20 protein-coding genes are annotated in these 26,240 nt (G+C 45.1%); 16 read left to right on the top strand and 4 right to left on the bottom strand.

Annotated elements, in window-relative coordinates:
- The first annotated feature begins 98 nt into the window (after positions 1–98).
- Together VEJY3_RS21850 and VEJY3_RS21845 are read left to right on the top strand one after the other, a co-directional pair.
- Positions 99–1,085, top strand: coding sequence for a GTP-binding protein (locus VEJY3_RS21850; protein ID WP_014234606.1), 987 nt, complete (start codon positions 99–101; stop codon positions 1,083–1,085).
- 186 nt (positions 1,086–1,271) lie between these two features.
- On the top strand, positions 1,272–2,561 hold the full coding sequence (locus VEJY3_RS21845) for a DEAD/DEAH box helicase (RefSeq protein WP_014234605.1): 1,290 nt from the start codon (positions 1,272–1,274) through the stop codon (positions 2,559–2,561).
- 80 nt (positions 2,562–2,641) lie between these two features.
- Here the strand turns inward: VEJY3_RS21845 and VEJY3_RS21840 are convergent, their stop codons facing one another.
- A complete protein-coding gene (locus VEJY3_RS21840; protein ID WP_014234604.1) occupies positions 2,642–3,484 on the bottom strand; it encodes an arginase family protein in 843 nt (280 codons plus the stop codon).
- Positions 3,485–3,490: 6 nt separating this feature from the next.
- Positions 3,491–4,225 (bottom strand): IclR family transcriptional regulator, encoded by a 735-nt coding sequence (locus VEJY3_RS21835; RefSeq protein WP_014234603.1) that lies wholly within the window; start codon positions 4,223–4,225, stop codon positions 3,491–3,493.
- A gap of 362 nt (positions 4,226–4,587) precedes the next feature.
- On the opposite strand from VEJY3_RS21835, the gene VEJY3_RS21830 reads away from it, so the two are divergent.
- Positions 4,588–6,054, top strand: a complete 1,467-nt coding sequence (locus VEJY3_RS21830) for an EAL domain-containing protein (RefSeq protein ID WP_014234602.1) — start codon at positions 4,588–4,590, stop codon at positions 6,052–6,054.
- Positions 6,055–6,103: 49 nt separating this feature from the next.
- Here the strand turns inward: VEJY3_RS21830 and modF are convergent, their stop codons facing one another.
- Positions 6,104–7,558, bottom strand: coding sequence for a molybdate ABC transporter ATP-binding protein ModF (gene modF / locus VEJY3_RS21825; RefSeq protein ID WP_014234601.1), 1,455 nt, complete (start codon positions 7,556–7,558; stop codon positions 6,104–6,106).
- A 237-nt stretch (positions 7,559–7,795) separates the two neighbouring features.
- On the opposite strand from modF, the gene VEJY3_RS21820 reads away from it, so the two are divergent.
- The gene (locus VEJY3_RS21820; protein ID WP_014234600.1) at positions 7,796–8,449 is read left to right on the top strand and encodes a hypothetical protein; all 654 of its coding nucleotides are present in this window, start codon (positions 7,796–7,798) and stop codon (positions 8,447–8,449) included.
- Between the two features lie 256 nt (positions 8,450–8,705).
- On the opposite strand, the gene VEJY3_RS21815 is transcribed toward VEJY3_RS21820, so the two are convergent.
- Positions 8,706–9,860, bottom strand: coding sequence for an MBL fold metallo-hydrolase (locus VEJY3_RS21815; RefSeq protein WP_014234599.1), 1,155 nt, complete (start codon positions 9,858–9,860; stop codon positions 8,706–8,708).
- 445 nt (positions 9,861–10,305) lie between these two features.
- On the opposite strand from VEJY3_RS21815, the gene VEJY3_RS21810 reads away from it, so the two are divergent.
- The 12 genes from VEJY3_RS21810 to VEJY3_RS21755 all read left to right on the top strand — a co-directional run bounded on the left by VEJY3_RS21810 (position 10,306) and on the right by VEJY3_RS21755 (position 26,239).
- Entirely contained in the window at positions 10,306–11,277 is a 972-nt protein-coding gene (locus tag VEJY3_RS21810; RefSeq protein WP_014234598.1) for a glucokinase, read from the top strand.
- Positions 11,278–11,575: 298 nt separating this feature from the next.
- On the top strand, positions 11,576–12,718 hold the full coding sequence (locus VEJY3_RS21805) for an iron-containing alcohol dehydrogenase (protein ID WP_014234597.1): 1,143 nt from the start codon (positions 11,576–11,578) through the stop codon (positions 12,716–12,718).
- 461 nt (positions 12,719–13,179) lie between these two features.
- Entirely contained in the window at positions 13,180–14,289 is a 1,110-nt protein-coding gene (locus VEJY3_RS21800; RefSeq protein WP_014234596.1) for an alpha/beta fold hydrolase, read from the top strand.
- Between the two features lie 700 nt (positions 14,290–14,989).
- A complete protein-coding gene (locus tag VEJY3_RS21795; protein ID WP_014234595.1) occupies positions 14,990–16,123 on the top strand; it encodes a GlxA family transcriptional regulator in 1,134 nt (377 codons plus the stop codon).
- A gap of 173 nt (positions 16,124–16,296) precedes the next feature.
- Complete coding sequence (locus VEJY3_RS21790; protein ID WP_014234594.1) at positions 16,297–17,274, top strand: dipeptidase; 978 nt, start codon at positions 16,297–16,299, stop codon at positions 17,272–17,274.
- Positions 17,275–17,344: 70 nt separating this feature from the next.
- Positions 17,345–17,878: a DUF5943 domain-containing protein gene (locus VEJY3_RS21785; RefSeq protein WP_014234593.1), complete on the top strand. Its 534-nt coding sequence runs from the start codon at positions 17,345–17,347 to the stop codon at positions 17,876–17,878.
- Positions 17,879–17,960: 82 nt separating this feature from the next.
- Complete coding sequence (dgcA, locus tag VEJY3_RS21780) at positions 17,961–20,024, top strand: dimethylglycine demethylation protein DgcA (RefSeq protein ID WP_014234592.1); 2,064 nt, start codon at positions 17,961–17,963, stop codon at positions 20,022–20,024.
- 9 nt (positions 20,025–20,033) lie between these two features.
- Positions 20,034–21,989: a (Fe-S)-binding protein gene (locus VEJY3_RS21775; RefSeq protein ID WP_049794688.1), complete on the top strand. Its 1,956-nt coding sequence runs from the start codon at positions 20,034–20,036 to the stop codon at positions 21,987–21,989.
- Between the two features lie 9 nt (positions 21,990–21,998).
- Positions 21,999–23,237, top strand: coding sequence for an electron transfer flavoprotein subunit alpha/FixB family protein (locus VEJY3_RS21770; RefSeq protein ID WP_014234590.1), 1,239 nt, complete (start codon positions 21,999–22,001; stop codon positions 23,235–23,237).
- Positions 23,227–24,021, top strand: a complete 795-nt coding sequence (locus VEJY3_RS21765) for an electron transfer flavoprotein subunit beta (protein WP_014234589.1) — start codon at positions 23,227–23,229, stop codon at positions 24,019–24,021. The genes VEJY3_RS21770 and VEJY3_RS21765 overlap by 11 nt, the downstream gene beginning before the upstream one ends.
- A gap of 243 nt (positions 24,022–24,264) precedes the next feature.
- The gene (locus tag VEJY3_RS21760) at positions 24,265–25,872 is read left to right on the top strand and encodes a BCCT family transporter (RefSeq protein WP_014234588.1); all 1,608 of its coding nucleotides are present in this window, start codon (positions 24,265–24,267) and stop codon (positions 25,870–25,872) included.
- A gap of 124 nt (positions 25,873–25,996) precedes the next feature.
- The gene (locus tag VEJY3_RS21755) at positions 25,997–26,239 is read left to right on the top strand and encodes a hypothetical protein (RefSeq protein WP_014234587.1); all 243 of its coding nucleotides are present in this window, start codon (positions 25,997–25,999) and stop codon (positions 26,237–26,239) included.
- The last annotated feature ends 1 nt before the right edge of the window (position 26,240 follow it).

Here is a 26,240-nt window from a genome sequence, read left to right as displayed (position 1 = left end):
GCTGTTGTAGAGGCTCTACAGCGACAAAATTATTGAAGCGCATCACGTTGTCCGTATACTTTGCCAGAGTATGAATGCACTAACGTCGGAGAAAAAGCATGTCAAATCGAGTACCTACCAATATACTGACTGGTTTTTTGGGATCAGGTAAAACGACGACGATCTTAAACCTGCTAAAGAAAAAACCAGCAGACGAAAATTGGGCAGTCTTAGTGAATGAATTCGGTGAGATCGGTATTGATGGCGCTTTGATGACTGACCAAGGTGCGTTGATAAAAGAAGTCCCTGGCGGTTGCATGTGCTGTACCGCAGGCGTTCCCATGTCGGTGGGCATTACTGCGCTGTTGCGTCAAAAGCCCGATCGTTTGCTTATCGAACCGACAGGGCTTGGTCATCCAAAACAAGTGATTGCGACATTAACGTCTGAGCAGTATCAGCCTTATGTTGATCTTAAAGCGACCATCGCATTGGTGGACCCACGTAATCTGAGTGATGAGAAGCACCTTTCCAATCAAAACTTCCTTGATCAACTAGATTGCGCGGATGTGGTTATTGGTAGCAAAGTTGACCTTTGTTCTAGCCATGACATTGATGTATTTAGCGACTGGATCACCGATCAGTCACCATCGAAAGTGTTTAGCAAGTTGATTCATGACGGCGATCTACCTATTGAAGTTTTAGATATTGAACGAGTTCATGGCAGTGCTTCTTCACATATTGAGTCTCACCATCATGAACACGCGCATCAAGAACCACAATTCCAACTGCCACCGGGCGAAGCTTTCATTCGTAAAGAGAATAAGGGGCAGGGGTATTTCAGTTGTGGTTGGCTATTTGGCGCAGAGCATACGTTCGATTTCGATCAGCTATTCTCTATGCTATCGGCCTTAACGGCAGAGCGAGTAAAAGCTGTAGTGAATACAGACCGGGGATGTTACGCATTTAATGTCGCGAATGCGGTAGTTACGGTGAATGAAATCAGCCTTGAAGGGTTTGAATCGAGATTAGAAGTGATCGACTCTCAGTTGCTTCCTTGGGATGAGTTAGAAAGTGTTTTACTTAAACTTTCTGGGATAGAGAAGTAACGAGTTACCTGGTTATCTCCCTTAAGCGGTCAAGCAATGTGGCGTTAGTGTTTGCCGCTTAATCTGTTTGCACAGACTTAAAACTGAAAAAAGAGAGAAAAGTGAGATAAATCACTTAAATTCGGGTATAGTGCACGGCTGAATTTTTAACGCTATTTTTAGTGGTTTGTTTAAGGAATACGCTCAATGTCATTTTCATCTCAAGGTTTTGCACCAGAAGTGGTAAAAGCGCTGGCAGAATGCGGTTATGAAAAGTTAACGCCAATTCAACAGAAGGCGATTCCAATGGCTCCTAAAGGCCATGATATTTTCGCTACAGCCCAGACTGGTACTGGTAAAACTGCAGCGTTCTCATTGCCTATGATTCAGCGACTGCTAGACAGTGATCACAGTGCCTCACGTAAGACGGCGCGTGCGCTTATTCTTGCTCCAACGCGTGAACTGGCAGAGCAGATTGCTGACAACATCAAAGCGTACACCAAATATACCGACCTATCGGTGGTGGCAGTTTTTGGTGGACGTAAAATGTCTTCACAAGTCTCAGCGCTCGAAAACGGCGTCGATATTCTGGTCGCCACACCGGGTCGTCTGGAAGAGCACATTGAGCAAGGTAATGTCTCAGTTGCCAATCTAGAGTTCCTCGTTTTTGATGAAGCTGACCGTATTTTGGATATGGGCTTTATTCACGCGGTGCGTAAAATCATGCTTGATGTGGACACGGATCCGCAGATCATGATGTTCTCTGCAACGACGTCCAGCCAGCTTAACCTATTAGCAAAAGACATTTTGCGTAAACCAAAACGTATTGAAGTTGAACGCGCAAATACAACCGCACAAACCGTTGCTCACGTACTTTATCCGGTTGATCAAGAACGAAAAACAGAGCTGCTTTCTGAACTGATTGGTCGCAAAAACTGGCAACAAGTGTTGGTGTTTGTTAACTACAAAGAAACCGCGAACGAAGTGGTTAAAGAATTGAAGCTTGATGGTATCAAAGCGGCAGTTTGTCACGGTGACCGAGCGCAAAGTGCTCGACGTCGTGCGCTTGAAGAATTCAAATCAGGCAAAGTCCGTGTGATGGTAGCAACTGATGTTGCCGCTCGTGGATTAGATATCGCGGATCTGCCACATGTTGTGAACTACGATATGCCGTTCCTTGCTGAAGACTACGTTCACCGTATTGGCCGTACTGGTCGTGCTGGTAAGCAAGGGCACGCGGTTTCTTTCGTAAACAGAGATGAAGAGCTGACCGTTGTACAAGTTGAAAACTTGATTCAACAACGAATTCGCCGTATTGAGCTAGCTGGTTATGAACCAAAGCAGCGTGAATCGTACATCGAAAAACTGAACTCCAAACCGGCATTTAAAAATCGTCAAGGACGTCGTAATAACCCTAACCAATCTGCAACAGACCAAGGGTCAGCAGAACGTCGTTTGGCGATGGTGAAGCGTTTGAAAGCACGTCGAGCGAAATAACCAATATTGACGAATTGAGCTGAATAAAAAAGCGCCCTTCATTTGGAGGGCGCTTTTATTTTATCGGTTCTATCTTGCTATCAGGCAGCGTGATCGAGAAGTGGCGCTATTTGATACAGCTCCTCAATGATCGTTTTCGTTTGTCTTGAATAGACGAGACGGTCACGATCACCAACCAATTGTATGGCTTTTACTTTGCCCGATACTAAACATAGCCTGATGGTTCTGAGTACCATTTGAATATCTAAAGACATATCACCATCAAGGTCGTTTTTGGCGATAAGCGAACCTAAATCAACCGAAATAATCACTTGGTCGCAATGGTCAAGATAATTGCCAACTTGTTGTTTGACATGATTACGGTGTCGAAAAGTAAACTCTTTGTCGGTGATCCAGTCACAGCCTTGGTCCTCAGCATATTCCCATGTCTCTTGCTTGGTATCATGTTGGTTAACACCCGCAAAAAGCAGCCTAACGTTTGGGTAGCGGGAAAGCGCAAAATGAAATGCTGACCCTACCTTTGGCTCTAATGTCGGCTTTAAATGCATTTTTTGACCAATATGCAAAATACCCACATCATCCTGGCAGGCAGCGACCACTGGCAGCATAGACAAGATCGCTTCCGTGCAATTGGTTACCAATACTGGAATAGAGTGACGGGAAAGTGCCAAGCTAAGTGCTTCCTGAAAATCCCCGTTCTCTAATTGAGCATGAGTAAAATGACCACAATGCGCAGCTGTAGTTTGATCATGTTGCTGATAGAGCCATTCGCTCGCACTTTCTAAGCTTTGATTCGCTAATTCAAACGCGCCTTTTGACATCGGAGCAACGTGCTCACAAACCGTCATAAATGAAAATGGGTAGTGCTGAACTGGTGTATGTGTTGTTTGATGAAATTTATATCGTTTGAAAAAGCCCAACATGATGAATTACCTTTCTGGTGGTAGTGCCCTTGCCGCCTGCAACACGTGTAAAACGATACGTTGCTTGTCCTTCTCGACCCTGTGAGCTGGAGCCATAACCGAAACTGCGCCAACGAGTTTACTTCCTTTCATGACTGGTGCGCTGATACCAGAGACACCTGGGTCAATTTCGGAAGTACTGACGGCGTATCCGTGTTTTCTGATCGTGGCAAACTCTTGTTCCCATTCATCAAGACAATGGTCCTGTTTGAAGTAACGTAAGATCTTCTCGCCACGACTCTTAGGCATATAAGCCAGCATCACTTTGGATGAGGCGCCACGAAGCAGGGGTTGACTTTGACCCTGGACGAAGCTGCACCGTAGCGCCTGCATACTTTCTTTTTGTCTGACACACAATGCCCGATAACCAGAAGGAACCATATAGGCCGCCATTTCTCCGGTCTGCTGAACTAAGCGAGCCAAGATGGTTTCAACCATATCAAGACCGTGTTGTGAGCTTTCATAACTGTGCATCAAAAGTAGCGCAGCTGGCCCTACTACAAATGTCTTGTCGTGGACGCTTTCTTCAATCAAATTCCATTCTTTTAGCAGTTTCAAATGTCGATAGAGACTGCTCAATGGTACGTTTAATTGCTCACTTAGTGTTTTCGCAGATACTGGGAATTGGCTTACCGCTACTTTCATTAATAATTGCAGCGCCTTTTCGTTTACCTGATTAGCGTTTGCTTTGCTTGTTGTCATGTATAGGTTGTAACTTGTTGGATGATATAGGACAACTATAATTCTTAATCACTGAGAAAATAAAAATAATTTTTGTGGGCAATTCTTATTGGATGAGAAAAGCTTGGGCCGGGATGAAACTCATGGTTTTGTCTCAAAGGTGAGTCGGATGAGCATTCGTTGCGCATCAAATGGTAATTACACGCAAATCACCTCAAGATACGAGGTGATTTGCGAATAAATAATCAACTCATTGTTTAGTTTGCGGTCCTACCAGGTGAGTTGCATACTCACAGTATCTTATGAAAAACCTGTATTTCGTTAATCTTCCAAGGAAGGTTTTTCTGGCACCAGATAGGGTCGGTTGATAAAGGTTGTCTTACATGCTTAATAAAGCGCTTTTAAACAAACTCATTATTATTTCAATCCCTATACCTCTGGTGATTTTTAGCGCGATTTACTTCGCGCGAGAGAGTGTGCAAAGCGAACTTGAGCATCTTTTAGATCGAAACATCTCTATTGCCGATGAAATTCTGTATCAGGTTGAAACTGAAAATAGAAAGGCATTACTTCACCCGGAAAATTGCGAACAACTCCAGCAGAACTTGATGTTTGAGCGAGATATTGATGAGATGCTTATCGTCAAAGGAAATGACATTATTTGTTCTTCAAAGCTTGGTAAGGTAAACAAGCCTTTGGCTGATTATCTAACTTTTCCTCAAGGCCAGAAACTGGCTCTTGGCAGAGTAGAAAATTTACCTGAGCCATTCCTGTTTATGGTTACTCTTGGTGCTCATAACGATCAGGTTGTGACAGTTATTGACCGAGATTATTTTGGAGTGACGATAGGTTTTAACAACGACCTGCGTTTCAAACGCTCAGCGCTATTTATTCATGGTCAGGTTACCCCTCCTGATGCCACAAGAAACGGCACTAATCCTATAGCGACTAAGTCTTCAACCATGTTCGACTATGAAGCCTTGAGTGAAGCAAGTGACCTGTTTGTAAACCAAAGAACGCTGTCTTATCTGGTGTACACAGTGCCTATCATATTAATGATTTATCTGTTGTTTTATATGGTTCGCATGCTTTTTGATCCTCGTCGTAGCTTGGTTTCGCAGTTAAAAAAGGCGTTAAGAAGAGAGGATTTGACGCTGTATTACCAACCTCAGATAGATGCAGAGAGTGGGGATGTGTTTGGATATGAAGCGCTGGTACGTTGGGAACACCAACAAAAAGGTTTTATTGCACCGGACAAATTTGTTCCCGCTGCGGAGCAGAGTGGGTTGGTATCGATCCTGACAGACTTTGTGTTAGAAAAAGCAGCAGAAGATTTCACTAAACTGAAATTTACTCACCCTGTGCACTTAAGTGTAAATGTTCCTCCGGGGTATCTCGTCGAGCCAAAGGTCATAAGGAAGATCCAACTTATTCATAGACAACTAAACAATAATAACGTTTCTCTGGGAATAGAAATTACAGAACGTCAGTTGATTGATGATGAGGCGCGCAAATGCATTGCCGCACTGAGGGTATATGGTATCGATGTACTGATTGATGATTTTGGAACGGGGCAGACCTCGTTAGCTTTTCTGCAACACATGCGTATTGATTATCTGAAAATCGATAAATGCTTTGTTGACACAATCGGCATCCAAAGCGTGAGTTCGTCAGTTTTGAATGCCATTGTTTACTTTGCCGATGAGTTAAAGGTTAAGCTCATTGCCGAAGGTGTCGAAACGCCTGAGCAAGCGGAGCACCTGAAGAAATTGGGCGTTCAATATCATCAGGGCTACCTCTATTCCAAGCCGTTACCATACCGTCAACTCGCGCGACAGCCAGTCACCTGAACGGATACTGTATTCAGGAGCCATAGTTCAGGAACTATTGTTGTGCTCCTTATGACTGAAGAATTTGAGTTCGATAGCATTGCACATCATTATCGAAAATAAACTCTAGATCGTTTTTAATGCTGTCTAAACGGTCTTCCTGATAATGAGAGACATAAAGTAACTGGCTTAAGTTTTCGCGCGCGATGAGCTCTAAGGTATTCTTGACCAGACGTCGGCCTAAAAAGTCTAAACCTTGATATGGCTCATCCAGAATCAGCAAGGTTGGCTGTTTTACAATCGCTCGTGCAATCAGTAACAAGCGTTGCTGTCCGTACTCTAATTGTCGGAACGACGTTTTCTGGTATTGGCTCATATGCAGGATTTCAAGCCACTCTTTCGCGACTTCTACCTCTTTACGGGTTGGTTGATGGTACAAACCAATCGAGTCATAGAACCCAGACAAAATCACTTCTAATGCGCTGCAATTAACACGGTACTGCAGGTGCAATGCGGAGGAAACCATACCGATGTGCTGCTTGATCTCCCAGATGGTTTCACCCGAGCCGCGTTTTTTACCGAAAATATGGATGTCGTTGCTGTAACATTGCGGGTGATCGCCGAAGATCATCCCTAGCAACGTACTTTTACCACATCCATTTGGTCCTTTTACCTGCCAGTGTTGGCCTTTGTCGATGCGCCAGTTCAAGTCTGTAAAAATCATTTTATCGGTATATTCGACGTGACCATTTTTCAGCTCAAAGATCGGGTTTTCAAAATGGGTAGCGTGTTGATGCTGGCGTATGAGTGCCATCATTTCTTCACTTTGTTTCTCCGACTGAGATTTTATTTGCTCAATGATTGGGTGTTGATCCCAGCTTTGTTTATCCATGGTACTGTCGAGTTTGCCAGCGTTAAACAGAGCAACGCGGTCAATCCACTCTGGCATATCGGATTCACGAGAAAAGGTGATCAGCATTTGTAACGACTGAGATAATGTGTGCAAATAGTCGGCCAGTGCTGCTCGATGACTGACATCCAATCCGGTAAAAGGGTTGTCCAATAAGACTAAATCAGGCTGTGTGGCCAAAGCGCGTGCCAGCATCACTCTTCTGGTTTCGCCAGTAGACAACACACGGAAACCACTTTGCTGAAGGTGCGAGAGATCGAGCTCTTCGATAAGTTTTAGAGTCAGCGCTTCATCCTGGCAGCGTTCAAATATTAACGCATAGACGGTGCTGCCTTGGTCAATTCGGTCAAGAAAGTCGGTGTCATCTTTTTTGAGTTCAGAATCGAGCAGTCGCTGTTGTTCAGACAAAGAGACTTGGGCTACTTTTAATCCGCCAAGATCTAACGTGCCATCGATTGGCAAAAGCTCCCCACAAAGTAAGTCCCCAAGCAAAGATCCGATGTCTCCTTCGGCACTGAAAATGCCCCAGCAATGTCCGCTTTCTATTTTCCAATGCTCAATGGTTAAGTTGGAGGTGTTCCCTTTTGCAATTACGTTGTCTAAACAAATCTTCACTGTGCTTCCTTTCTTGTATGAACTTTATTTCTTTTTCTTTCTGTTGTTATACCAAGCCTGGGTGACTGGCGTAAATAGATGGATCTCAGAGAAGCGGCTTTAAACATGATGCAAATGGCTTTCTCGACAACTTGGTTTAATTGCCCAATAGGAGGCTAAGAACTATTCTTTTTTTGTTTCTGGGAGCGCGCTCATTGGTCATTAGCGTGGATTAAGTAACAAATTGTAGGAGGTATTATGAGAGCTGGTCTTATGTTATTCACCCTTGTCGCTGGCTTAGCCACGAGTTCGATCTCGTATGCTGATTCAGCCGAGAGCCGTTGTGATATCTACAAAGCAGGCGACGACAACGCAGAGAAGATGATCGCTTGTACTTTTAGCCAGCGCAGTGGTTACATAACAATAAATCGTAGTGATGGCGTTGTGCATGAACTTTCACCAAAAGGCGACACCCCCGGGGAGTTTACCGATCAGAATAGCAACATGGTTTATCGCCAGAGTGATTTGGGCGATCAGGGCTTAATTTTTCGTTTCCCTGAAGAAAGTGTTTACGTTTACTGGAATACAGATGCGTTAAATCCGGACGTGAATAATGCGACGTCTCCTTTCTCGACTGATGACTATGATGCAACAACATTATTGCGTTGCCGTGCAGAAGGGCAGGAAGATTTCGGTACGTGTCCTGCAGGTATCTTACGCATGGAAGATAATCAAGCCAGTATCGTGGTGCAAAGCCCGGCAGGAGAGCAGTTCACGATTAACTTTATGACCGATTACGTAAACGCAACCAACCGCGAGGTGAAAGCGGATTTGGAAGGCGACACCTGGACGGTAGTCATTAATGGTAAAGAAGTTTATCAAGTTCCACTGGCGGCTATCGAGGGTGGTTAATTTTTTATCGAGTGTTTTTCTTTGAGCGTTTTTCTCTGAACGCTAAAGTGCCGAAGGTTGACTCCAATAATGAGCAATGCATTCAGAGTGCATTGCTCATTTTTAACTGCCTTTAGTTCTGATTGATAGCGGGTAATACGAACTCACCCATTTCCTCTATGACCTCGTTCGCAGGTCGACGTGAAGGTTTGAGATTCAGGGCAATATGACGAAGAATCTCCCCCAGTGACCCGAACTTAATTTATTGAGACGGGTATTACTGTTTCCACCACTCAGAAAACGTCTGGTTGTTATCTTCTAAACCGACGATTTCTCCAATCATTGGTGTCATTAAGCGGTAATCTTGTCGCTGACTTGCCTGAGCGATTCGATCTAGTGGCTCATACCAGGCATGTTTAGCCAGCTTGAATTTACTATTGTGCGAAGGTAATAGTGCTTTTGCGTTGAGATCGTTGGCTGCCTGAGCGACTTCTTCTGGCGTCATATGAATGAATGGCCAGTTTTTGTTGTATTGGCCAGTTTCAAGCACCGCGATATCGAAGCCGCCGAATTTATTGGCTATTGATTTGAAGTGGTCACCATAGCCACTGTCACCACCAAGATAGACCTTATGTTGATTCGATACGATGGCAAATGATCCCCAGAGTGTACGATTACGTTTTAGCAATCGACCTGAAAAGTGCTGTGCTGGAAGGATATGAATTCGGCCCGCTTTCGTTGCGATGGAATCATACCAGTCGCCTTCTGTGATCTGCTCAGGGCTAAACCCCCATTGAGTGAAATAAGAGCCGACACCAATAGGCGTCACAATATGGTCAATTTTCGCTTTCAGCGCGTTAATTGTTGGGTAATCGAGGTGATCCCAGTGATCGTGGGTAATTAACAGATAATCTATTTCTGGGATGTCATCTGCGCTGTAAACATTGCTACCGGGAAATGCCACGTTGGTGTAGGGAACCGGAGAAGCGTTGTCACTGAATACAGGGTCAATTAAGTAGCGAATGCCATCTAGCAGGATAAAGTAGCTGGAATGGCCCATCCAGACCATAACACTGTCACGTGGATTCAGACCCAGTAAGTCTGACTTGACTGAAGGCAAATTGGTTACCGGAACGGCGTCGATAACAGGTTCCGTTAAAAAACGGTAGAACCCCACCAAAGCGCCATCGCTTGACGTGGATACCGGAACCTCCTCAATATTGTGAAACTTTCCGTCTACGTATTTTCCCTGGTAACTATCCACTTTCACCTGAGGGGAGGCAAACTGAGGTTGTAGCATATAGGTGTAGACACCAGCAGCAATAATGGCGAGTAGGGCGATCGCGACTTTGAGTATCTTTCTTAGTTTTAGCCCCAGTCTTTTCGTTTTTGTATGACTTAACTCGACTGTTTGAGCTTCTGGTTGAGACATCGGTTCTCCGAATAGTAATGGTGTTTAAGCTGGCGTTATATTCAAGTTCATACGCTAATCTTCAACAAAGGATGCCGTTATTTTCCACAGCTTTACTCTGAGTTTGTCCGCATAATTCCTGAACCGAGTATTTTCATCAATTTACTGTAGAGAATAAAGACCCATTCCTGTGTTATTTTTGCTCATTCGTACTATTTTTCGCGCTATATGGAATTTACCGGTGAAATCAGTAAATCGTTAACCTGTAATCCATTTCGCATAGATAGGCTCCAACCCTCTGCTATATTTAAGTGCAAATATTATGTCGTAAAGCAACGATTTCTGATTATTGAGCATTAACTAGTTTGTTTTGTGTCACTTTTCATGGTGTTGCATTTTGTGTTCTGCGTGCGTTTTATCGCCAATAAATACACGTGATCGTTTTGAGTATTATTAAGGAGAAGTAATGTCGGAACAGTATGCCTTGGTAGGGGATATCGGGGGAACCAACGCGCGTTTAGCTCTTTGTGAGTTAGCGACAGGGACGATCAGCGATATCGTGACTTACCCTGCTGCCGAATATGAAACGCTGGAAATCGTGATTCGCAAATACCTTGAGCGTCATGACACTCCAATCTTATCGGCCTGTATTGCGATTGCTTGTCCGGTAACCGGAGATTGGGTTTCCATGACTAACCACCACTGGGAGTTCTCTATTCAGGAATTAAAATCCCAACTCAACCTTCAGGTTTTGGAAGTCATTAACGATTTCACAGCGGTTTCCTTTGCTATCCCAAGCTTAAATCTTGAGGACAGAGTTCAAATTGGTGGTGGCGAGCCAATCTCAAATAAACCAATTGCGGTTTACGGAGCGGGGACGGGGCTTGGTGTTGCTCAGTTAATCCATGGTGGAAACCTTTGGCACAGTGTACCGGGAGAAGGTGGACATGTTGACTTGGCTGCTTGTACTCCAGAAGAAGACGATTTGATCGTTTACCTACGTAACAAGTTCGGTCGTGTGTCTGCGGAACGCTGTTTGTCTGGCCAAGGTATCCGAAACATATACGACTTTGTTGTGTCACACCGTGGTGCCGAGCCTGAAGATTACACTCCGGCAAAGATTACAGAGAAAGCACTTAAATCTGAATGCAAGGATTGTGAGCGCGCACTCTATCTGTTTTGCATTTTGATGGGGCGTTTTGGCGGTAATCTTGCTCTGACCAATGGTTCATTTGGTGGTGTGTATATTGCTGGTGGTATTGTTCCTAAAGTTCAAGACCTATTCATCAAGTCTGGCTTTCGAGTGGCTTTTGAAGATAAAGGCCGTTTTAAAGAGTACCTTCAATCTATCCCTGTATTCTTGATCACTCATTCCGAACCTGGCCTGCTGGGCGCAGGCACCTACATCAGACAGTCATTAAATATCTCTATAAATTAATATTTAACTCTACCCGAATTCATAAATTGGATTCGGGATTCTGCTTGCCATCTTCATTTTTGTAATCAATTCTCCAGTTATAACTTGTACTTTCAAAGTGCAATTTGCCTGTTTTTCAATTTGTGAACTTCGGCTCTCTAACCTTAAAAAAATCCCCTTATTCATGCGCTGACAGGCAAAAAAGCAAAGTTATTCGGAGCAAAAAATCGCTTTAATAACCTTATAAAGAAAGAGGGTAAATAGATAGCAAAAAAGATCGACACCCTCAACAAGATCTTAACTTATAAGGATAAACACGATGAGCGTATTTAAACTGGCGTTTCCTAAAATCAATTACTCTGGTGTAGGCGCGATTGAAGCCTTAGTCGAGCGTTTAGCGAATGAACATGGCTTGGAAAAAGGTTTACTTATCTGTGACCCAATGCTTGTTGAGTTGGGGTTTGCCGAAAAACTACTTTCGAGCTCGTTAGAGCTTACTTTGTTTAAAGATGTAAGACCTAACCCTGATACCGACACGGTGAAAAATGCGTATGACATGTATGTGACTTCTGGTGCGCAATACATTATCGGTTTTGGTGGTGGTAGTTCGATTGATACGGCAAAAGCGATCAAGATCCTATCTGCAAACCCAGGACCAATCGCCGCTTATAACGGTGTCGAGAAAGTCGAACGCTTAGGGGCGCCGCTTTATGCGATTAATACCACTGCGGGTACGGCTGCAGAAGTCACCAGTAACGCGGTTATTACGGACACAGCAACGCATGTGAAACACGTCATTATCTCAGATAAAATTATTCCAGAAATTTCAGTCAATGACGCAAGCGTTATGTTGGGTATTCCTAAAGCAACGACAGCCGCAACAGGTATTGATGCATTAACTCATGCTCTTGAATCATACGTCTCTGTTGGCGCGCATAAATTGACCGACTATATCTCTCTGGAAGCGATACAAACCATTGCAGAAAACCTTCCAGCAGCGGTAGATGATGGCACCGATATTAACGCGCGCGAAATGATGGCTTATGGTCAGTTTATTGCTGGTCTTTCTTTCAACAGTGCGGGTTTAGGTATGGTTCACGCAATGGCTCACCCTGCTGGTGCACATAAAGACTTACCTCACGGCGTATGTAACGCAATCTTGTTACCTATCGTGAGTGAATTTAACCGCCCGCACCGTGTAGAAAAATTTGCCAAGGTTGCTGAAGTATTGGGCGTAGATACCTCTGACTTGACAGTAGAACAGGCAAGTTTGGCTGCAATTGACGCGCTTCATGCGCTGAACCGTCGAGTAGGCATTCCGGCTGGTTTTGGTGAACTGGGTGTTACTGAAGAGGATATCTTGAGTTGGGTCGATGACGCATTAGCCGATCCATGCGCTGGTGGTAACCCATGTCCAATGACAAAAGATCAAGTGATCGAGTTGTATAAGAAAGCGTTATAGTACCGATTCGAATCAGTGAGTTAAGAACAAGCCTAGTCACATGTTGACTAGGCTTGTTCGTTTTTCTCACCTAAGGCAAGTTAAAGTAGAAAATTAGGCATTAAATAGCGTTTACGTAAGTAATAAGTAATGGAATGCTTATTGGTTGAGATTTAGGTTTATTATTTTTTATATCAAATGTTTATTGTTTGTTTTTGGGTGTTTTTACTGATTGGTCTAGGTCGGTTTTCTTACATTTCATGGTTCAACTTGGAAGATTGTGCAAGGAATTCGTAGTATCCGGATAACGGTAAATTGGTGACTTGTCGCATTATAAATAGCAGAAACGTCGTTAGGAGAGACACTCTCCTAAACGGTGCACGCTCTTAAGCTAGTCATGTTGTCTCAAGTTGGGGATGACTAATTTGAGCAAATTCCGAAACTGAGATGACAAGCTTATCAGGCTTACTAGGAGAAACTAGATGAACAAACACAACGATACCAACAATACAAACGCTAGCCACGACTTGCCAGACGCTAGTCGCCGAAATGCATTGAAAATGGCAGGAGCAAGCGCGGTTGCTTTAGGTGTTGGTGCGCTTTCAGGAGGCCAGGCCATGGCAAGCACGACATTAGAATTAGGTAATAGCTGGGATAAAACTTTCGCTAAAAGCGACAAGGTTGAGCACAAAAAAGTTACGTTCAAAAACCGTTACGGTATTACGCTTGCCGCTGATCTGTATCAGCCAAAAGAAAGCACTGGCAAGTTAGCTGCTATCGTTCTGAGTGGCCCATTTGGTGCAGTGAAAGAACAGTCATCTGGTTTGTATGCGCAAACAATGGCAGAACGTGGATTTGTTACGCTAGCATTTGATCCATCTTACACTGGTGAAAGTGGTGGTGAGCCACGTAATGTTGCTTCCCCAGATATCAATACTGAAGATTTCAGTGCTGCAGTCGACTTTATCGGTTTGCTAGAAAATGTTGACCGCGAGCGAATCGGCGTTATCGGTATCTGTGGTTGGGGCGGCATGGCATTAAATGCAGTCGCAATTGACAAGCGCGTTAAAGCGGTTGTGGCTAGCACTATGTACGATATGACTCGAGTTATGTCCAAAGGCTACAACGACAGTGTTACTCTTGAACAACGTACTCAAGGACTAGAGCAATTGGGTCAGCAGCGCTGGAAAGACGCTGAAAACGGTGAGCCAGCTTATGGTCCTGTGTCTCTTGAACTGCAGGGCGGCGAACCACAGTTTGTTGTCGAATACGCGGCTTACTATAAGGATCCGCAGCGCGGTTTCCACCCAAGAGCCATTAACTCAAATGCTTCTTGGACAATCACAACGCCACTGTCGTTTATGAACATGCCGATCTTGACGTACATTGCAGAAATCTCACCACGTCCGGTTCTGCTTATCCACGGTGAGAAGGCACACTCGCGCTATTTCAGTGAAACGGCGTATGAAGCAGCTGCTGAGCCAAAAGAACTGATGATCATTCCTAATGCAACCCATACCGATCTTTATGATCAGATGGATGTGATTCCATTCGACAAAATGGAAGGTTTCTTTAAGGAGCATTTAGCTTAAGAAAGAAGCCAGCCCACTAAGTAAGCCAAGGTATAAAGGTCAAAATAGAAATATCTGACCTTAAAGTATTGAGGCTGAAAACCAGTGAAACACCCCCGAAAAGAAGCCAGCATCGTATGACCACAGATGTTGGCTTCTTTGTTTATGTGCCGCATAGATATATCCCGTGATGCAATAAATTTTTTTCGTCATGATGATTATTTATGTGTGCGAATTCACTGAAATCTTTATTTGTTAACTATATCGTAACCATTGGTTAACGTTTAAAACAATAAGTTTACCGTTCTGTTGTGCCAATAGATAGACGGATTTTTCTAGCTATATCATTGTTTTAAATGGAACCGAATAATTGCTCTAAGCCTCTAAGTTGTAAGGTTTTTATTTGGTCAATTATTTTGAATGTTTGTTTAACTTTGCATCGTTTTGGTGCGTGAGATTGCAGTCGGTTGGTGAGAGACATCTTTAGGATGCTGCGGAGAAAAAATTTGTTTTCGGCTTACCAAAAAATAAGCAAGCTATTCAATCAGATATATTGACCCTTGTAGTTTTAAACTTGATGTTGCAAAAGTATGCACTGTATTTAGATATACAGGCATAGTTGTTGCTTAGACAAAAGTGCTCGATTCGGTGCGCTAAGCAAAAACAAAAAATAGCTAGTGCTACCGGTTAATAATAAATCTCCTTTACATTGGAGTGCGCTATGTCAGTCTCAATAAATCAGTTCGATGGCTCGTCGAACAAGGAAGTAAACCGTATTGGTTTTTTGTTGTTAGATAATTTTACTATGCTCGCGTTTTCATCAGCGGTGGAACCGATGCGCATGGCAAACCAGCTGACAGGGAAAGAACTGTATGATTGGTATGTGATATCAGAAGATGGTGATTACGTTGAAGCTAGTGACGGTATTACCATCAAGCCAGATTGTTCAATGGCAGATGCCCCCCAATTAGATACATTGATTGTAGTGGGTGGTGTAAATATCACACGCAGTTTTACGCGTAAACAAGTAACGTGGTTACAGTCTTTAGCCCGTAAACATGTTGGCCTTGGTGGGGTATGTACGGGGGCTTACGTGTTAGCGGAAGCGGGGTTGCTGGACGGCTATCAGTGCAGTGTGCACTGGGAATGTCTTGCTACGTTGCAGGAGCGTCATCCTCGCGTTAATTGTCTCAACCATTTATTCGTTATTGACCGAGATCGAATGACATGCAGTGGCGGTTCTGTGCCGTTAGACATGATGATTACCATGATCCAGAAAGATTATGGTCGTGAACTTGGTTCAAGCATTTCAGAAATGTTCATTTGCGACAATATTCGCGGTGAAAGTGATACACAGCGTATTCCGCTTAAGCATACGATTGGTACGGCTCAGCCTAAACTAGTCGAAGCTATTATTTTAATGGAAGCGAATATAGAAGAGACTATCGAACTGGATGAATTGGCAGTGTATGTCGGCTTATCCCGTCGCCAATTAGAGCGTCTGTTCCAGAAATATTTGCAATGCTCACCATCAAAATACTACCTCAAGCTAAGACTGAACCGCGCAAGACAGTTACTAAGACAAACATCGATGTCAATTATCGAGATCGCTACTGCATGTGGCTTTGTTTCTTCACCACACTTTAGTAAGTGTTACCGCGTGCACATTGGTATTTCACCGAAAGCGGAAAGGTTGGGAACACATTCAGCAGCGGTGGCTAATGTGAGTGTCGCTCCTCCGGCTTTAGAGTCGAATACCATCGTAGATTTAATGCAATTTGATGCTCCATTACGCTCATCGAAAGCGCTATTTGAAGCGCAGCATGAGCCTACCTACGGCTCAATCTCCATCTAATCCGCTTGTTCTAAAAAAAACCGCCATCCAGCAGGATGGCGGTTTTTTTTGTTTTCATTTTGTCGCTTAGCGTTACGCAAAAGGGATTCAGAATGCCGTTTTTAGAACACTTTTAATCGACCGTAATACCTATTCTGGAGACTAACGAGGAAAGGGAAGAATAGGGTTTAAAAATGAACGCAACGGACTTGCATGATGATTCAACAGTGATTGATGGCCTGGTTATCGCGAAGTGGGACCGAGCACTGTTTGAAGACATGCGCAAAGGCGGCATCACTGCTGCAAACTGTACAGTTTCAGTTTGGGAAGGCTTTCAGAATACGGTAAACAATATCGTTGAAATGAATAACCTTCTTGAGGAAAACAATGATTTGGTGCTTAAAGTTCGCACCACCGATGACATCCGTAAAGCTAAGCAACAGGGTAAAACTGGCGTCATAATGGGCTTTCAAAATGCTCATGCTTTTGAAGACCAGCTTGGCTATGTGCAAGTCTTTAAAGACCTTGGCGTCGGCGTCGTTCAGATGTGTTACAACACACAAAACCTGGTTGGTACCGGTTGTTATGAGCGCGACGGTGGCTTGTCTGGTTTCGGCCACGAGATTGTCGCGGAAATGAACAAAGTGGGCATCATGTGTGACCTATCGCATGTGGGCGCTAAGACTTCCAAAGAAGTAATTCTGGCTTCTGAAAAACCAGTTTGTTACTCACACTGTCTGCCTAGTGGTTTAAAAGATCACCCGCGCAATAAGTCAGATGAAGAACTGAGATTTATTGCAGACCATGGTGGTTTCGTCGGTGTAACGATGTTCGCACCTTTTCTTAAAAACGGCATTCATTCAACGATTGATGACTACGTTGAAGCGATCGCTTACATCTTTGACCTGGTTGGTGAAGACCAAATCGGTATCGGTACTGATTTCACTCAAGGTCACGGTCAGCCTTTCTTCGAGTGGTTAACGCATGACAAAGGTTACGCGCGCCGACTAACCAACTTTGGCGAAATCATTAACCCTGAAGGCATTCGTACTTTAGGTGAGTTCCCTAATTTAACAGAAGCGCTGTTGCGTCACGGTTTCTCTGAAACTCAAGTTCGCAAGATCATGGGCGAAAACTGGCTTCGCGTACTAGGCGAAGTCTGGGGTGAATAACCACAGTGTTTCACCATAAAAATATAAATATATAACGAGTTAGTTAATTGTATAAAAGGAAGAATACGATATGAGTACACACGCACCTGAAATGCCAATCTTGGTCGATGACGAAACAGGGGTTTGGACAACGGATGCCTTACCAATGTTGTATGTACCGCGTCACTTTTTTGTAAATAACCATATGGGTATTGAAGAAGAGATCGGTGCGGAGCGTTACGCAGACATTCTATACAAAGCTGGCTACAAGTCCGCTTACTACTGGTGTGAGAAAGAAGCCGAAGAACACGGCCTTTCTGGCGATGCCGTATTTGAACACTACATGAAGCGCCTATCTCAACGTGGCTGGGGTTTCTTTGTCACTGAGCACCTTAATATTGCTAAAGGCGAAGCTCGAGTTCGTTTGGAAAATTCATGTTTCGTATACCAGTACGGAAAAGTTAACCGCAAAGTGGATTACATGTTTACAGGCTGGTTCGCTGGCGCAATCGACCAAATCGCTGAGAGCCTGGGCTTGTCAGTGAAAACCAAAGCAGTACAAACACAAAGTGGTGCTGAGGAAGGGTGTGATTACGGCGTCTTCGAAGTAACACCAATCGGCTAAACACCAACATCAATCCATTTGTAAGTCAGTCAAGGAAGACAGCCTTGCTTGTTCGCAAGCGAGGCTGGTACAGGGGTAAATCATGTCTCAGTTCGATATTCTATTCCAACCATTAAAAATTAACAAAACGACCATCCGTAACCGCGTTGTTAGTACCGCGCACGCAGAAGTTTATGCCACAGACGGTGGTATGACGACCGACCGCTACGTAAAATACTACGAAGAAAAAGCCAAAGGTGGCTGTGGTCTGTGTATCTGTGGTGGTTCAAGTGTGGTTTCAATTGATAGCCCACAAAGCTGGTGGAGCTCAGTTAACCTTTCAACCGATCGCATCATTCCTCATTTCCAGAATCTAGCCGATGCTGTGCATAAGCATGGCGGCAAAATCATGATCCAGATTACTCACATGGGACGTCGTTCTCGTTGGGATGGTGAGCATTGGCCAAACCTAATGTCTCCGTCTGGCGTACGTGAGCCAGTGCACCGCGCAACATGTAAGACCATTGAAGAAGAAGAAATCTGGCGCATCATCGACGACTTCGCGAAAGCAGCCGTTCGTGCGAAAGAAGGTGGCTTAGACGGCGTTGAACTGTCTGCTGTTCACCAGCACATGATCGACCAATTCTGGTCTCCACGTGTTAACAAACGTACTGACCAGTGGGGCGGAACGTTTGAAAACCGCATGCGCTTTGGTATGGAAGTACTGAAAGCGGTACGTGAAGCGGTTGGTCCTGACTTTGTTGTTGGTATGCGTATTACGGGTGATGAGTTCCATCCTGATGGCTTGAACCATGACGACATGAAAGAAATCGCGGCGTACTACGATGCAACTAAGATGGTTGATTACTTCGGCGTTGTTGGTTCTGGTTGTGATACCCACAACACACTAGCAAACGTTATTCCTAACATGAGCTACCCGCCAGAGCCATTCCTGCACTTGGCAGCTGGTATTAAAGAAGTGGTTTCTGTACCTGTTATCCACGCGCAAAACATCAAAGATCCAAACCAGGCTAAGCGTATCCTTGAAGCGGGTTACGTTGATTTTGTTGGTATGACTCGTGCGCACATTGCGGATCCACACTTGATCACCAAAATCAAACTGGGTCAAACCGACCAAATTCGTCAATGTGTTGGCGCAAACTACTGTATCGACCGTCAGTACATGGGTCTGGATGTATTGTGTATCCAAAACGCGGCGACATCCCGTGAGCACATGGGTATGCCACATATCATTGAAAAAACAACCGGACCTATTCGTAAAGTTGTCGTAATTGGTGGTGGCCCTGGTGGTATGGAAGCAGCTCGCGTTGCAGCAGAACGTGGTCACAAAGTAACGTTGGTTGAAAAAGCGAGTGAGCTAGGTGGACAAATCACCATCGCAGCGAAAGCACCTCAACGTGACCAGATGGCGGGTATCACACGCTGGTTGGCAATGGAATTAGACCGTCTTGGCGTTGAAGTTATTCTAGAGACAGCTGCTAACGCAGACATGATTCGTGAACTTAAACCTGACGTTTGTATCCTTGCAACTGGTGGTACTCCATTTATCGAGCAGAACCCTGACTGGGGCGCAGAAGAAGGGTTGGTTGTGTCTTCTTGGGATATCCTCAACGGCACAGTGGAACCAGGTAAGAATGTTCTGGTTTACGACACTATCTGTGAATTCTCTGGTATGTCGGCGGCAGATTACCTGACTTCTAAAGGCTCACAAGTTGAACTTGTTACTGATGATATTAAACCAGGTGTTGGTATCGGCGGTACGACTTTCCCAACTTACTACCGTAGTCTGTATGAGAAAGAAGTCATCATGACTTCGGATCTGGCACTGCTGAAAGTATACCGTGAAGGTGACAACCTGATCGCTCTGCTAGAGAACGAATACACGGGTGCGAAAGAAGAACGCGTTGTTGACCAAGTGGTAGTAGAAAACGGCATTCGTCCAAATGAAGCGCTTTACTACGAGTTGAAAGCAGAGTCTGTAAACAAAGGCCAAATTGACGTTGAAACCTTGTTTGCATCACAGGCTCAGCCAGTCTTATCTCAAGACAACGACGGCATGATCCTGTGGCGTTTGGGTGACTGTGTTTCACAACGTAATACTCACGCTGCACTCTACGACGCACTACGTCTGTGTAAAGATCTGTAAGGGGGGCTTATGTTCCTAGAGTCACTACTTCCTATCTTACTTATAACAGCCGGAGCCCTGGCTGTTATAGGGATGCTCCGCCGCATTATGATGTGGCGGAGAGGGCAAGCCGAAAGTGTTGCCTTTTTTGCAGGGTTAGCAGCCATGCCTCGTCGTTACCTCGTGGACCTGCACCACGTGGTAGCGCGCGACAAAGTGATGTCTAACACTCACGTTGCAACGGCAGGTGGTTTTGTCCTTTCCGTTGTACTTATTTTCGCGGTTCACGTGTTTAACCTGGAGCCGCAAATCTTATCTTGGGTACTGCTTGGCTCACTTGGCTTAATGTTTTGCGGCGCATTGTTTGTCGCAAAACGTCGACTAAACCCGCCATCGCGCTTGTCTAAAGGCCCTTGGATGCGGTTGCCGAAAAGCTTGATCATGTTCTCGGTGAGCTTCTTCATCGTGACACTGCCTGCTACTCAGTTGGTTGGCGATGTGTTTAACGTGGTTGCTGCCGTTGTTCTCCTTGCTGCTATCGTATGGGGCGTCGGTGAGATGTTCCTCGGTATGGGCTGGGGCGGACCAATGAAGCACGCGTTTGCCGGTGCATTGCACTTAGCATTTCACCGTCGTCCTGAGCGTTTTGGTGGCGGTCGTTCGACAGGCTTAAAGCCAGTAGATCTTGATGCTAAAAAACTAGGCGTCGAAAACCCAAGTGATTTTAAATGGAATCAGCTGCTAGGCTTTGATGCTTGTGTTCAGTGTGGCCGTTGTGAAGCGGTGTGTCCGGCATTTGCTGCGGGTCAGCCTCTTAACCCTAAGAAGCTTATCCAGGACATGGTTGTGGGACTGGCTGGTGGTACGGATGAAAAGTACGCTGGTAGCCCATATCCAGGCAAAGAAACTGGTTGTGCAAAAGGTGACCCGCACAAACCAATCGTGGGCGGTGTTCTAAACGCAGAAACACTATGGTCATGTACAACTTGCCGCGCTTGTGTAGAAGAGTGTCCGATGATGATCGAACACGTGGATGCGATTGTTGATATGCGCCGCTTCTTAACGCTTGAAAAAGGCGAAACACCAAACAAAGGTGCGGAAGTACTGGAAAATATCATCTTCACTGATAATCCGAATGGTCATAACCCGAACAAACGTTCTAACTGGGCAGCAGACCAAGATCTCAAACTGATGTCTGAAGTCAAACGTGCAGATGTGTTGTTCTGGGTGTCTGACGGTGCGTTTGATATGCGTAGCCAACGCATTCTTAAGTCGATGGTGCAAATTCTCAAAGCAGCCAAGATTGATGTAGCTATCCTGGGCGATGAAGAACTGGATTGTGGTGACGTTGCGCGCCGATTAGGTGACGACGTAACTTATCAGCGTTTAGCAAAACGTAACATCCAAACGCTGATGAAGTACGACTTTGACTGCATCGTGACAACAGACCCTCACGCATTCCACTGTTTGAAGAACGAATACCCGGACTTCTATCCAGAGAATGAAAAACCAAACTACCAGGTTTGGCACCATACAACCTTCATTAACCAATTGGTTGAAAAGGGGTTAATCGGTCTTAAACCATTGTCAGTCGATAAAGTTACCTACCATGACCCTTGTTACTTAGGTCGTTACAACGGCGAATATGAAGCGCCTCGTTCGGTGCTAAAACACCTCGGTGTTGAAATTGCTGAAATGGAACGTTCTGGTTTCCGCTCACGTTGTTGTGGCGGGGGGGGTGCGGCTCCGATTACCGATATCCCTGGCGAACGTCGTATTGCGGATATGCGTATGGACGACATCCGTGAAACAGGTGCCGATCTTGTGGCGGTAGGTTGTCAGCAATGTACTGCGATGCTTGAAGGTGTTGTTGAGCCAAGACCTGAAGTGAAAGACATTGCTGAACTTGTTGCTGAGATGCTGGTTGAGATTAGCGATGATCAGGTGGACGTATGGACACCAGAATCTGAAACCGTCGGTGTGTAGGAGAAGATCATGGGAGAATTTATTTTACGCCGTGACCCTCGTGTCGAGTGGATTAGACGAAACAGGCTGCACCCACAGCATGATAGCTTGATGGTACAGCCAGTTGAAGAGATTGGACCAAGCGGCTTAACTAGGCGTTATCCACATCGAGTTGGTTTTATTGGACCGAACGGCATTAAGCGCATCGATCGTCTGAACAATAATGCCGCAACCTCGATGATGGGTGCTCGCCAAAGCAGCCAAGCAAGTGTCGAGCTGCCGTTGCACAAGGTTGAGTCTCCAGACTTTTACATTGTGGTTGTGCCAGATATGCCAGGTGGTCGCTTGAGCAGCCATGATAAAGACGTTCTTGGCCAAGCCCATCAGCTGATTAAACAGTCTGACGGTGAGGGCGCAGTGATGGCTGTGGTATTCGGCACCCACAAAGAAGAGCAGTTTGATCTTGCAGGCGTCGACCGATTGCTAACGATTCCGGATGAAGTGTTTGATCACTACAGCCCAGAACAGCGAGCTGAGGTTCTGGCGAGTATCGAAGCCCAATATTCGCCTAAGCACTGGCTATTCCCGGATAGCATTCAAGGTGGATTTGAACTTGGTGCGCGCTTGTCTGCGGCGATTAATGAACGTCCTGCAACACAAGCGTGGCAAGTCGATAGTGAGCATGCAGTATGTCGAGCAGCAGGGCTTCGTCACGACATCAAACGTGTGACACCTCGAGTGCTTCTGCTGGCTCAAGAATGTGCGCTACCAATTGATGAAACCCGACACGAAGTGCTGCCGGTTGAATTTGAAGGCACATTCAGCATTGAATCTCGCATCGAAGATCTTGGTCCAGTCGCGGTGGATCCTCAGGCGATTCCACTTACCGAGGCTGAATTCATTCTGTCTGCAGGTAACGGCATCCATGATTGGGAGAAATTTCACGAAGCAGCGAATGTTCTGGGTGCAACCGAAGGCGCGAGCCGCGTAGCCGTCGATGATGGCTTTATGCCTCGTGACCGTCAGGTTGGTGCTACCGGTAGCTGGGTGACCGCTCGAGTCTATGTGGCTGTTGGTATCTCAGGGGCAATTCAACACCTGCAAGGTATTGGTGCTTGTGAAAAAGTCATCGCCGTAAACACAGATGCGGGTTGTGACATGGTCAAGCGCGCGGATCTGAGTGTGATTGCTGATAGTAATGAGTTTTTAAGAGAGTTGGTTTCTCTTATTCAACAACATCAATCAAAGGAGCTGAAGGATGCCGCATAATCAAACCGATACACTGCGTGTCAGTACGTTAGTCTCCATTGGTGCCCACCCTGATACGGGACGTGCGCGCCGTTCAGCGACCGATGCACGTGCTGTTGAACTGGCGATGAACTTAGAAGGTTGTGAGTTAGAGGTACTTCACGCAGGCAACCCTCAGGATCCAGCACTGTCGTACTACAGCGGGATGGGACTTTCTCAAATTCGCGTTCTGGCTCAGGACGAACAGGACGATGCGGTTAACACTTTGTCTTCGTACTTTCGAGATGACATGCCCGACATCGTTCTGACAGGAATGCGTGCGGAAAATGGCGAATCTTCAGGCACGCTACCTTTCTTTCTTGCTCAAGAGTTGGATTGTCCGATTGTTATGGGCGTCGCGGAAATTCTATCCATCGAAAATGGTACAGCGCGAGTATTACAAGCGCTACCAAGGGGACAGCGTCGAGCGCTAAACGTATCTCTGCCATTTATCGCTAGTGTGGACTTTGCTGCGCAAGAACCACGACAAAGTGCATTTGGCCGAGCTCGTCGATGTGACATTGTCACGGAAGAGGTGGAAGGCAAGCAACTGGATAAAGAGCGACTAACTTGGGAAACAAGTATCGCGAAGCCAAAAGCGAAGCGTTTGAAAGTCGTGAAAGCTAAAAGTGCGGCTGACCGTTTTAAAGCAGCGACAGCAAAAGCAGAATCGACAGGCGGTAAAGTCCTTAAAGACCAGCCTGTTAGTGAAATGGCTCAGGTAGTCTATGACTTACTGCTTGAAGAAGGAGTGGTAAATAAATAACTAAAAATTGACTTGTTAGGAATTCAACTTATTGAACCCAATTAGGTTCATCTAAGGAATATATCCACGTTAACGGTACCGACAATTAGAAGAAAAGTTCGGTACCTACGTGGTTAATACCAACGTTAATAAGTACTTGAACAATTACTTATCCAACTAGGTATGACTTACGACGAAGAACGATTCAGGGAAAGGAATTACTGAATACTGTTCAATATATGTTAATCACTAAAGAGGGATCGCATGAAAAGCATAGTGAGTAGTCGAAGAAGATATAAATCCGTTCATACCGTTAAATACGAAACGGATTATTGTGCTGGGCAAGACAATGTCAAAATCTTTGGCATGGATATCCATAACCCCGTGTTTGGTATCAGCGCTAGCTTAATTTTATTGTTCATCATTTTGACGTTAATTTTTCCTGAAGGAGCAAAAGACGCGCTTATTGCCGCACGGAGCTGGTCTATCAACAATTTTGACTGGTTTTTCATGGTCGGGTGTAACTTGTTTGTAGTGTTTTGCTTATTTTTGCTTGTTTCTCCAATGGGCAAAATTCGTTTGGGAGGCGCAAACGCCACACCGGAATTCTCTACGGTATCTTGGTTTAGCATGTTATTTGCTGCGGGTATGGGGATAGGGCTGATGTTCTGGAGCGTTGCTGAACCTGTCGCGTATTACACCGACTGGTACGGAACGCCACTTAACGTGGCAGCCAATACCGAAGAAGCAAAACAAATGGCGCTAAGTGCGACGATTTACCACTGGGGTTTACACCCTTGGGCGATCTATGCCGTAGTTGGCCTGGCTTTGGCTTTTTTTGCACATAATAAAGGCTTGCCACTTACTATCCGTTCTGCATTTTTCCCAATTTTAGGTGAGCGTTGCTGGGGTCCAATTGGTAACTTCATCGATATTCTCGCCGTTCTGGCAACCATCTTTGGTCTTGCAACTTCTCTTGGCTTCGGCGCTCAACAAGCCGCTGGTGGTCTTAGCCATCTGTTTGGTGTCTCAAGCGGTATTTCAACTCAAATAGCATTTGTGGTTGTGGTTACCGGCATTGCTGTCATCTCAGTGGCACGAGGACTAGATGGCGGTGTTAAGATATTGAGTAACATCAATATGCTAATCGCGGCAGGTTTAGTTGCGTTACTTGTTGTGATTGGACCGACGCTATCTATTTTGCATACATTTGGTGATATCACGCTGGGCTATGTTGATAACTTTGTGCCGCTTTCTAATTGGATCGGACGTGAAGATTCAGACTGGTTCCATGGTTGGACTGTGTTCTACTGGGCGTGGTGGGTATCTTGGTCACCATTCGTAGGTATGTTTATTGCTCGAGTTTCTAAAGGACGTACAGTTCGCGAGTTCGTGACGGCTGTATTACTTATCCCAACATTAGTCACTATGGTTTGGTTAAGTGTCATGGGCGGAACGGCAATAGAACAGGCTACGACAGGTGTCGGTGAGCTAGCAAATGGTATCAGCGATGTGTCTCTGGCGATGTTCCAAATGTTTGAGAATTTGCCATTTTCTACGTTGCTATCCGTTGTTGGTATCTTACTTGTACTGGTCTTCTTTGTAACGTCTTCTGACTCGGGTTCACTTGTAATCGACAGTATCACCGCGGGTGGTAAAGAAGATGTGCCAGTAGGTCAGCGTGTGTTCTGGGCTATTGTAGAAGGTTTCATCGCGATAGCACTGCTACTTGGTGGTGGTTCGGAAGCACTGACAGCATTGCAAGCTGGCGCGATAACGACTGGTCTGCCTTTCACACTTGTTTTGGTACTGATGTGCTGGAGCTTGTACAAAGGGTTAAAAACTGAGATTCACCTTTACCGTAAAGCATAAATGCTACGCAACTAACATTTTTGGCTGTGTGACATAAAAATAGATCACAGCCTATTTTTTAATCGTCTATTGTAGGCTTGTTGGGGGGAAGGAATCCCCTCTTATTTGGTAGGAGTAAGTAGTTATGATGCACGTAGATCTTGTAGATATGGATGACTTTATTACTGATCTTAGCCAGCTTGGCATTGAATGCCCAAGTGCAGATGTGGATAGCGTAAAAAGCAGTATTGATGAGTGGTTACAAACGGTCGACAGCTCTCAGCGTGACCGATTCTCGAAGCTGTTATTCTGTATTGAGGAAAAAGGTATTTTGTTACCAGATATCGAAAATGTCGTTCGATGGGGCGCTCAACAACTACCTCGATGAG

Source organism: Vibrio sp. EJY3, assembly GCF_000241385.1.
Classification (GTDB): Bacteria; Pseudomonadota; Gammaproteobacteria; order Enterobacterales; family Vibrionaceae; genus Vibrio; species Vibrio natriegens.
The sequence above is the reverse complement of the archived record's forward strand: the minus strand, read 5'-3'. Positions and strand labels throughout refer to the sequence as shown.

Excerpts from the sequence above, each read along its gene's own strand:
- VEJY3_RS21850 (WP_014234606.1), top strand. The coding sequence starts at position 99 with ATGTCAAATCGAGTACCTACCAATATACTGACTGGTTTTTTGGGATCA.
- VEJY3_RS21845 (WP_014234605.1), top strand. The coding sequence starts at position 1,272 with ATGTCATTTTCATCTCAAGGTTTTGCACCAGAAGTGGTAAAAGCGCTG.
- VEJY3_RS21840 (WP_014234604.1), bottom strand. The coding sequence starts at position 3,484 with ATGTTGGGCTTTTTCAAACGATATAAATTTCATCAAACAACACATACA.
- VEJY3_RS21835 (WP_014234603.1), bottom strand. The coding sequence starts at position 4,225 with ATGACAACAAGCAAAGCAAACGCTAATCAGGTAAACGAAAAGGCGCTG.
- VEJY3_RS21830 (WP_014234602.1), top strand. The coding sequence starts at position 4,588 with ATGCTTAATAAAGCGCTTTTAAACAAACTCATTATTATTTCAATCCCT.
- VEJY3_RS21820 (WP_014234600.1), top strand. The coding sequence starts at position 7,796 with ATGAGAGCTGGTCTTATGTTATTCACCCTTGTCGCTGGCTTAGCCACG.
- VEJY3_RS21815 (WP_014234599.1), bottom strand. The coding sequence starts at position 9,860 with ATGTCTCAACCAGAAGCTCAAACAGTCGAGTTAAGTCATACAAAAACG.
- VEJY3_RS21810 (WP_014234598.1), top strand. The coding sequence starts at position 10,306 with ATGTCGGAACAGTATGCCTTGGTAGGGGATATCGGGGGAACCAACGCG.
- VEJY3_RS21805 (WP_014234597.1), top strand. The coding sequence starts at position 11,576 with ATGAGCGTATTTAAACTGGCGTTTCCTAAAATCAATTACTCTGGTGTA.
- VEJY3_RS21800 (WP_014234596.1), top strand. The coding sequence starts at position 13,180 with ATGAACAAACACAACGATACCAACAATACAAACGCTAGCCACGACTTG.
- VEJY3_RS21795 (WP_014234595.1), top strand. The coding sequence starts at position 14,990 with ATGTCAGTCTCAATAAATCAGTTCGATGGCTCGTCGAACAAGGAAGTA.
- VEJY3_RS21790 (WP_014234594.1), top strand. The coding sequence starts at position 16,297 with ATGAACGCAACGGACTTGCATGATGATTCAACAGTGATTGATGGCCTG.
- VEJY3_RS21785 (WP_014234593.1), top strand. The coding sequence starts at position 17,345 with ATGAGTACACACGCACCTGAAATGCCAATCTTGGTCGATGACGAAACA.
- dgcA (WP_014234592.1), top strand. The coding sequence starts at position 17,961 with ATGTCTCAGTTCGATATTCTATTCCAACCATTAAAAATTAACAAAACG.
- VEJY3_RS21775 (WP_049794688.1), top strand. The coding sequence starts at position 20,034 with ATGTTCCTAGAGTCACTACTTCCTATCTTACTTATAACAGCCGGAGCC.
- VEJY3_RS21770 (WP_014234590.1), top strand. The coding sequence starts at position 21,999 with ATGGGAGAATTTATTTTACGCCGTGACCCTCGTGTCGAGTGGATTAGA.
- VEJY3_RS21765 (WP_014234589.1), top strand. The coding sequence starts at position 23,227 with ATGCCGCATAATCAAACCGATACACTGCGTGTCAGTACGTTAGTCTCC.
- VEJY3_RS21760 (WP_014234588.1), top strand. The coding sequence starts at position 24,265 with ATGAAAAGCATAGTGAGTAGTCGAAGAAGATATAAATCCGTTCATACC.
- VEJY3_RS21755 (WP_014234587.1), top strand. The coding sequence starts at position 25,997 with ATGATGCACGTAGATCTTGTAGATATGGATGACTTTATTACTGATCTT.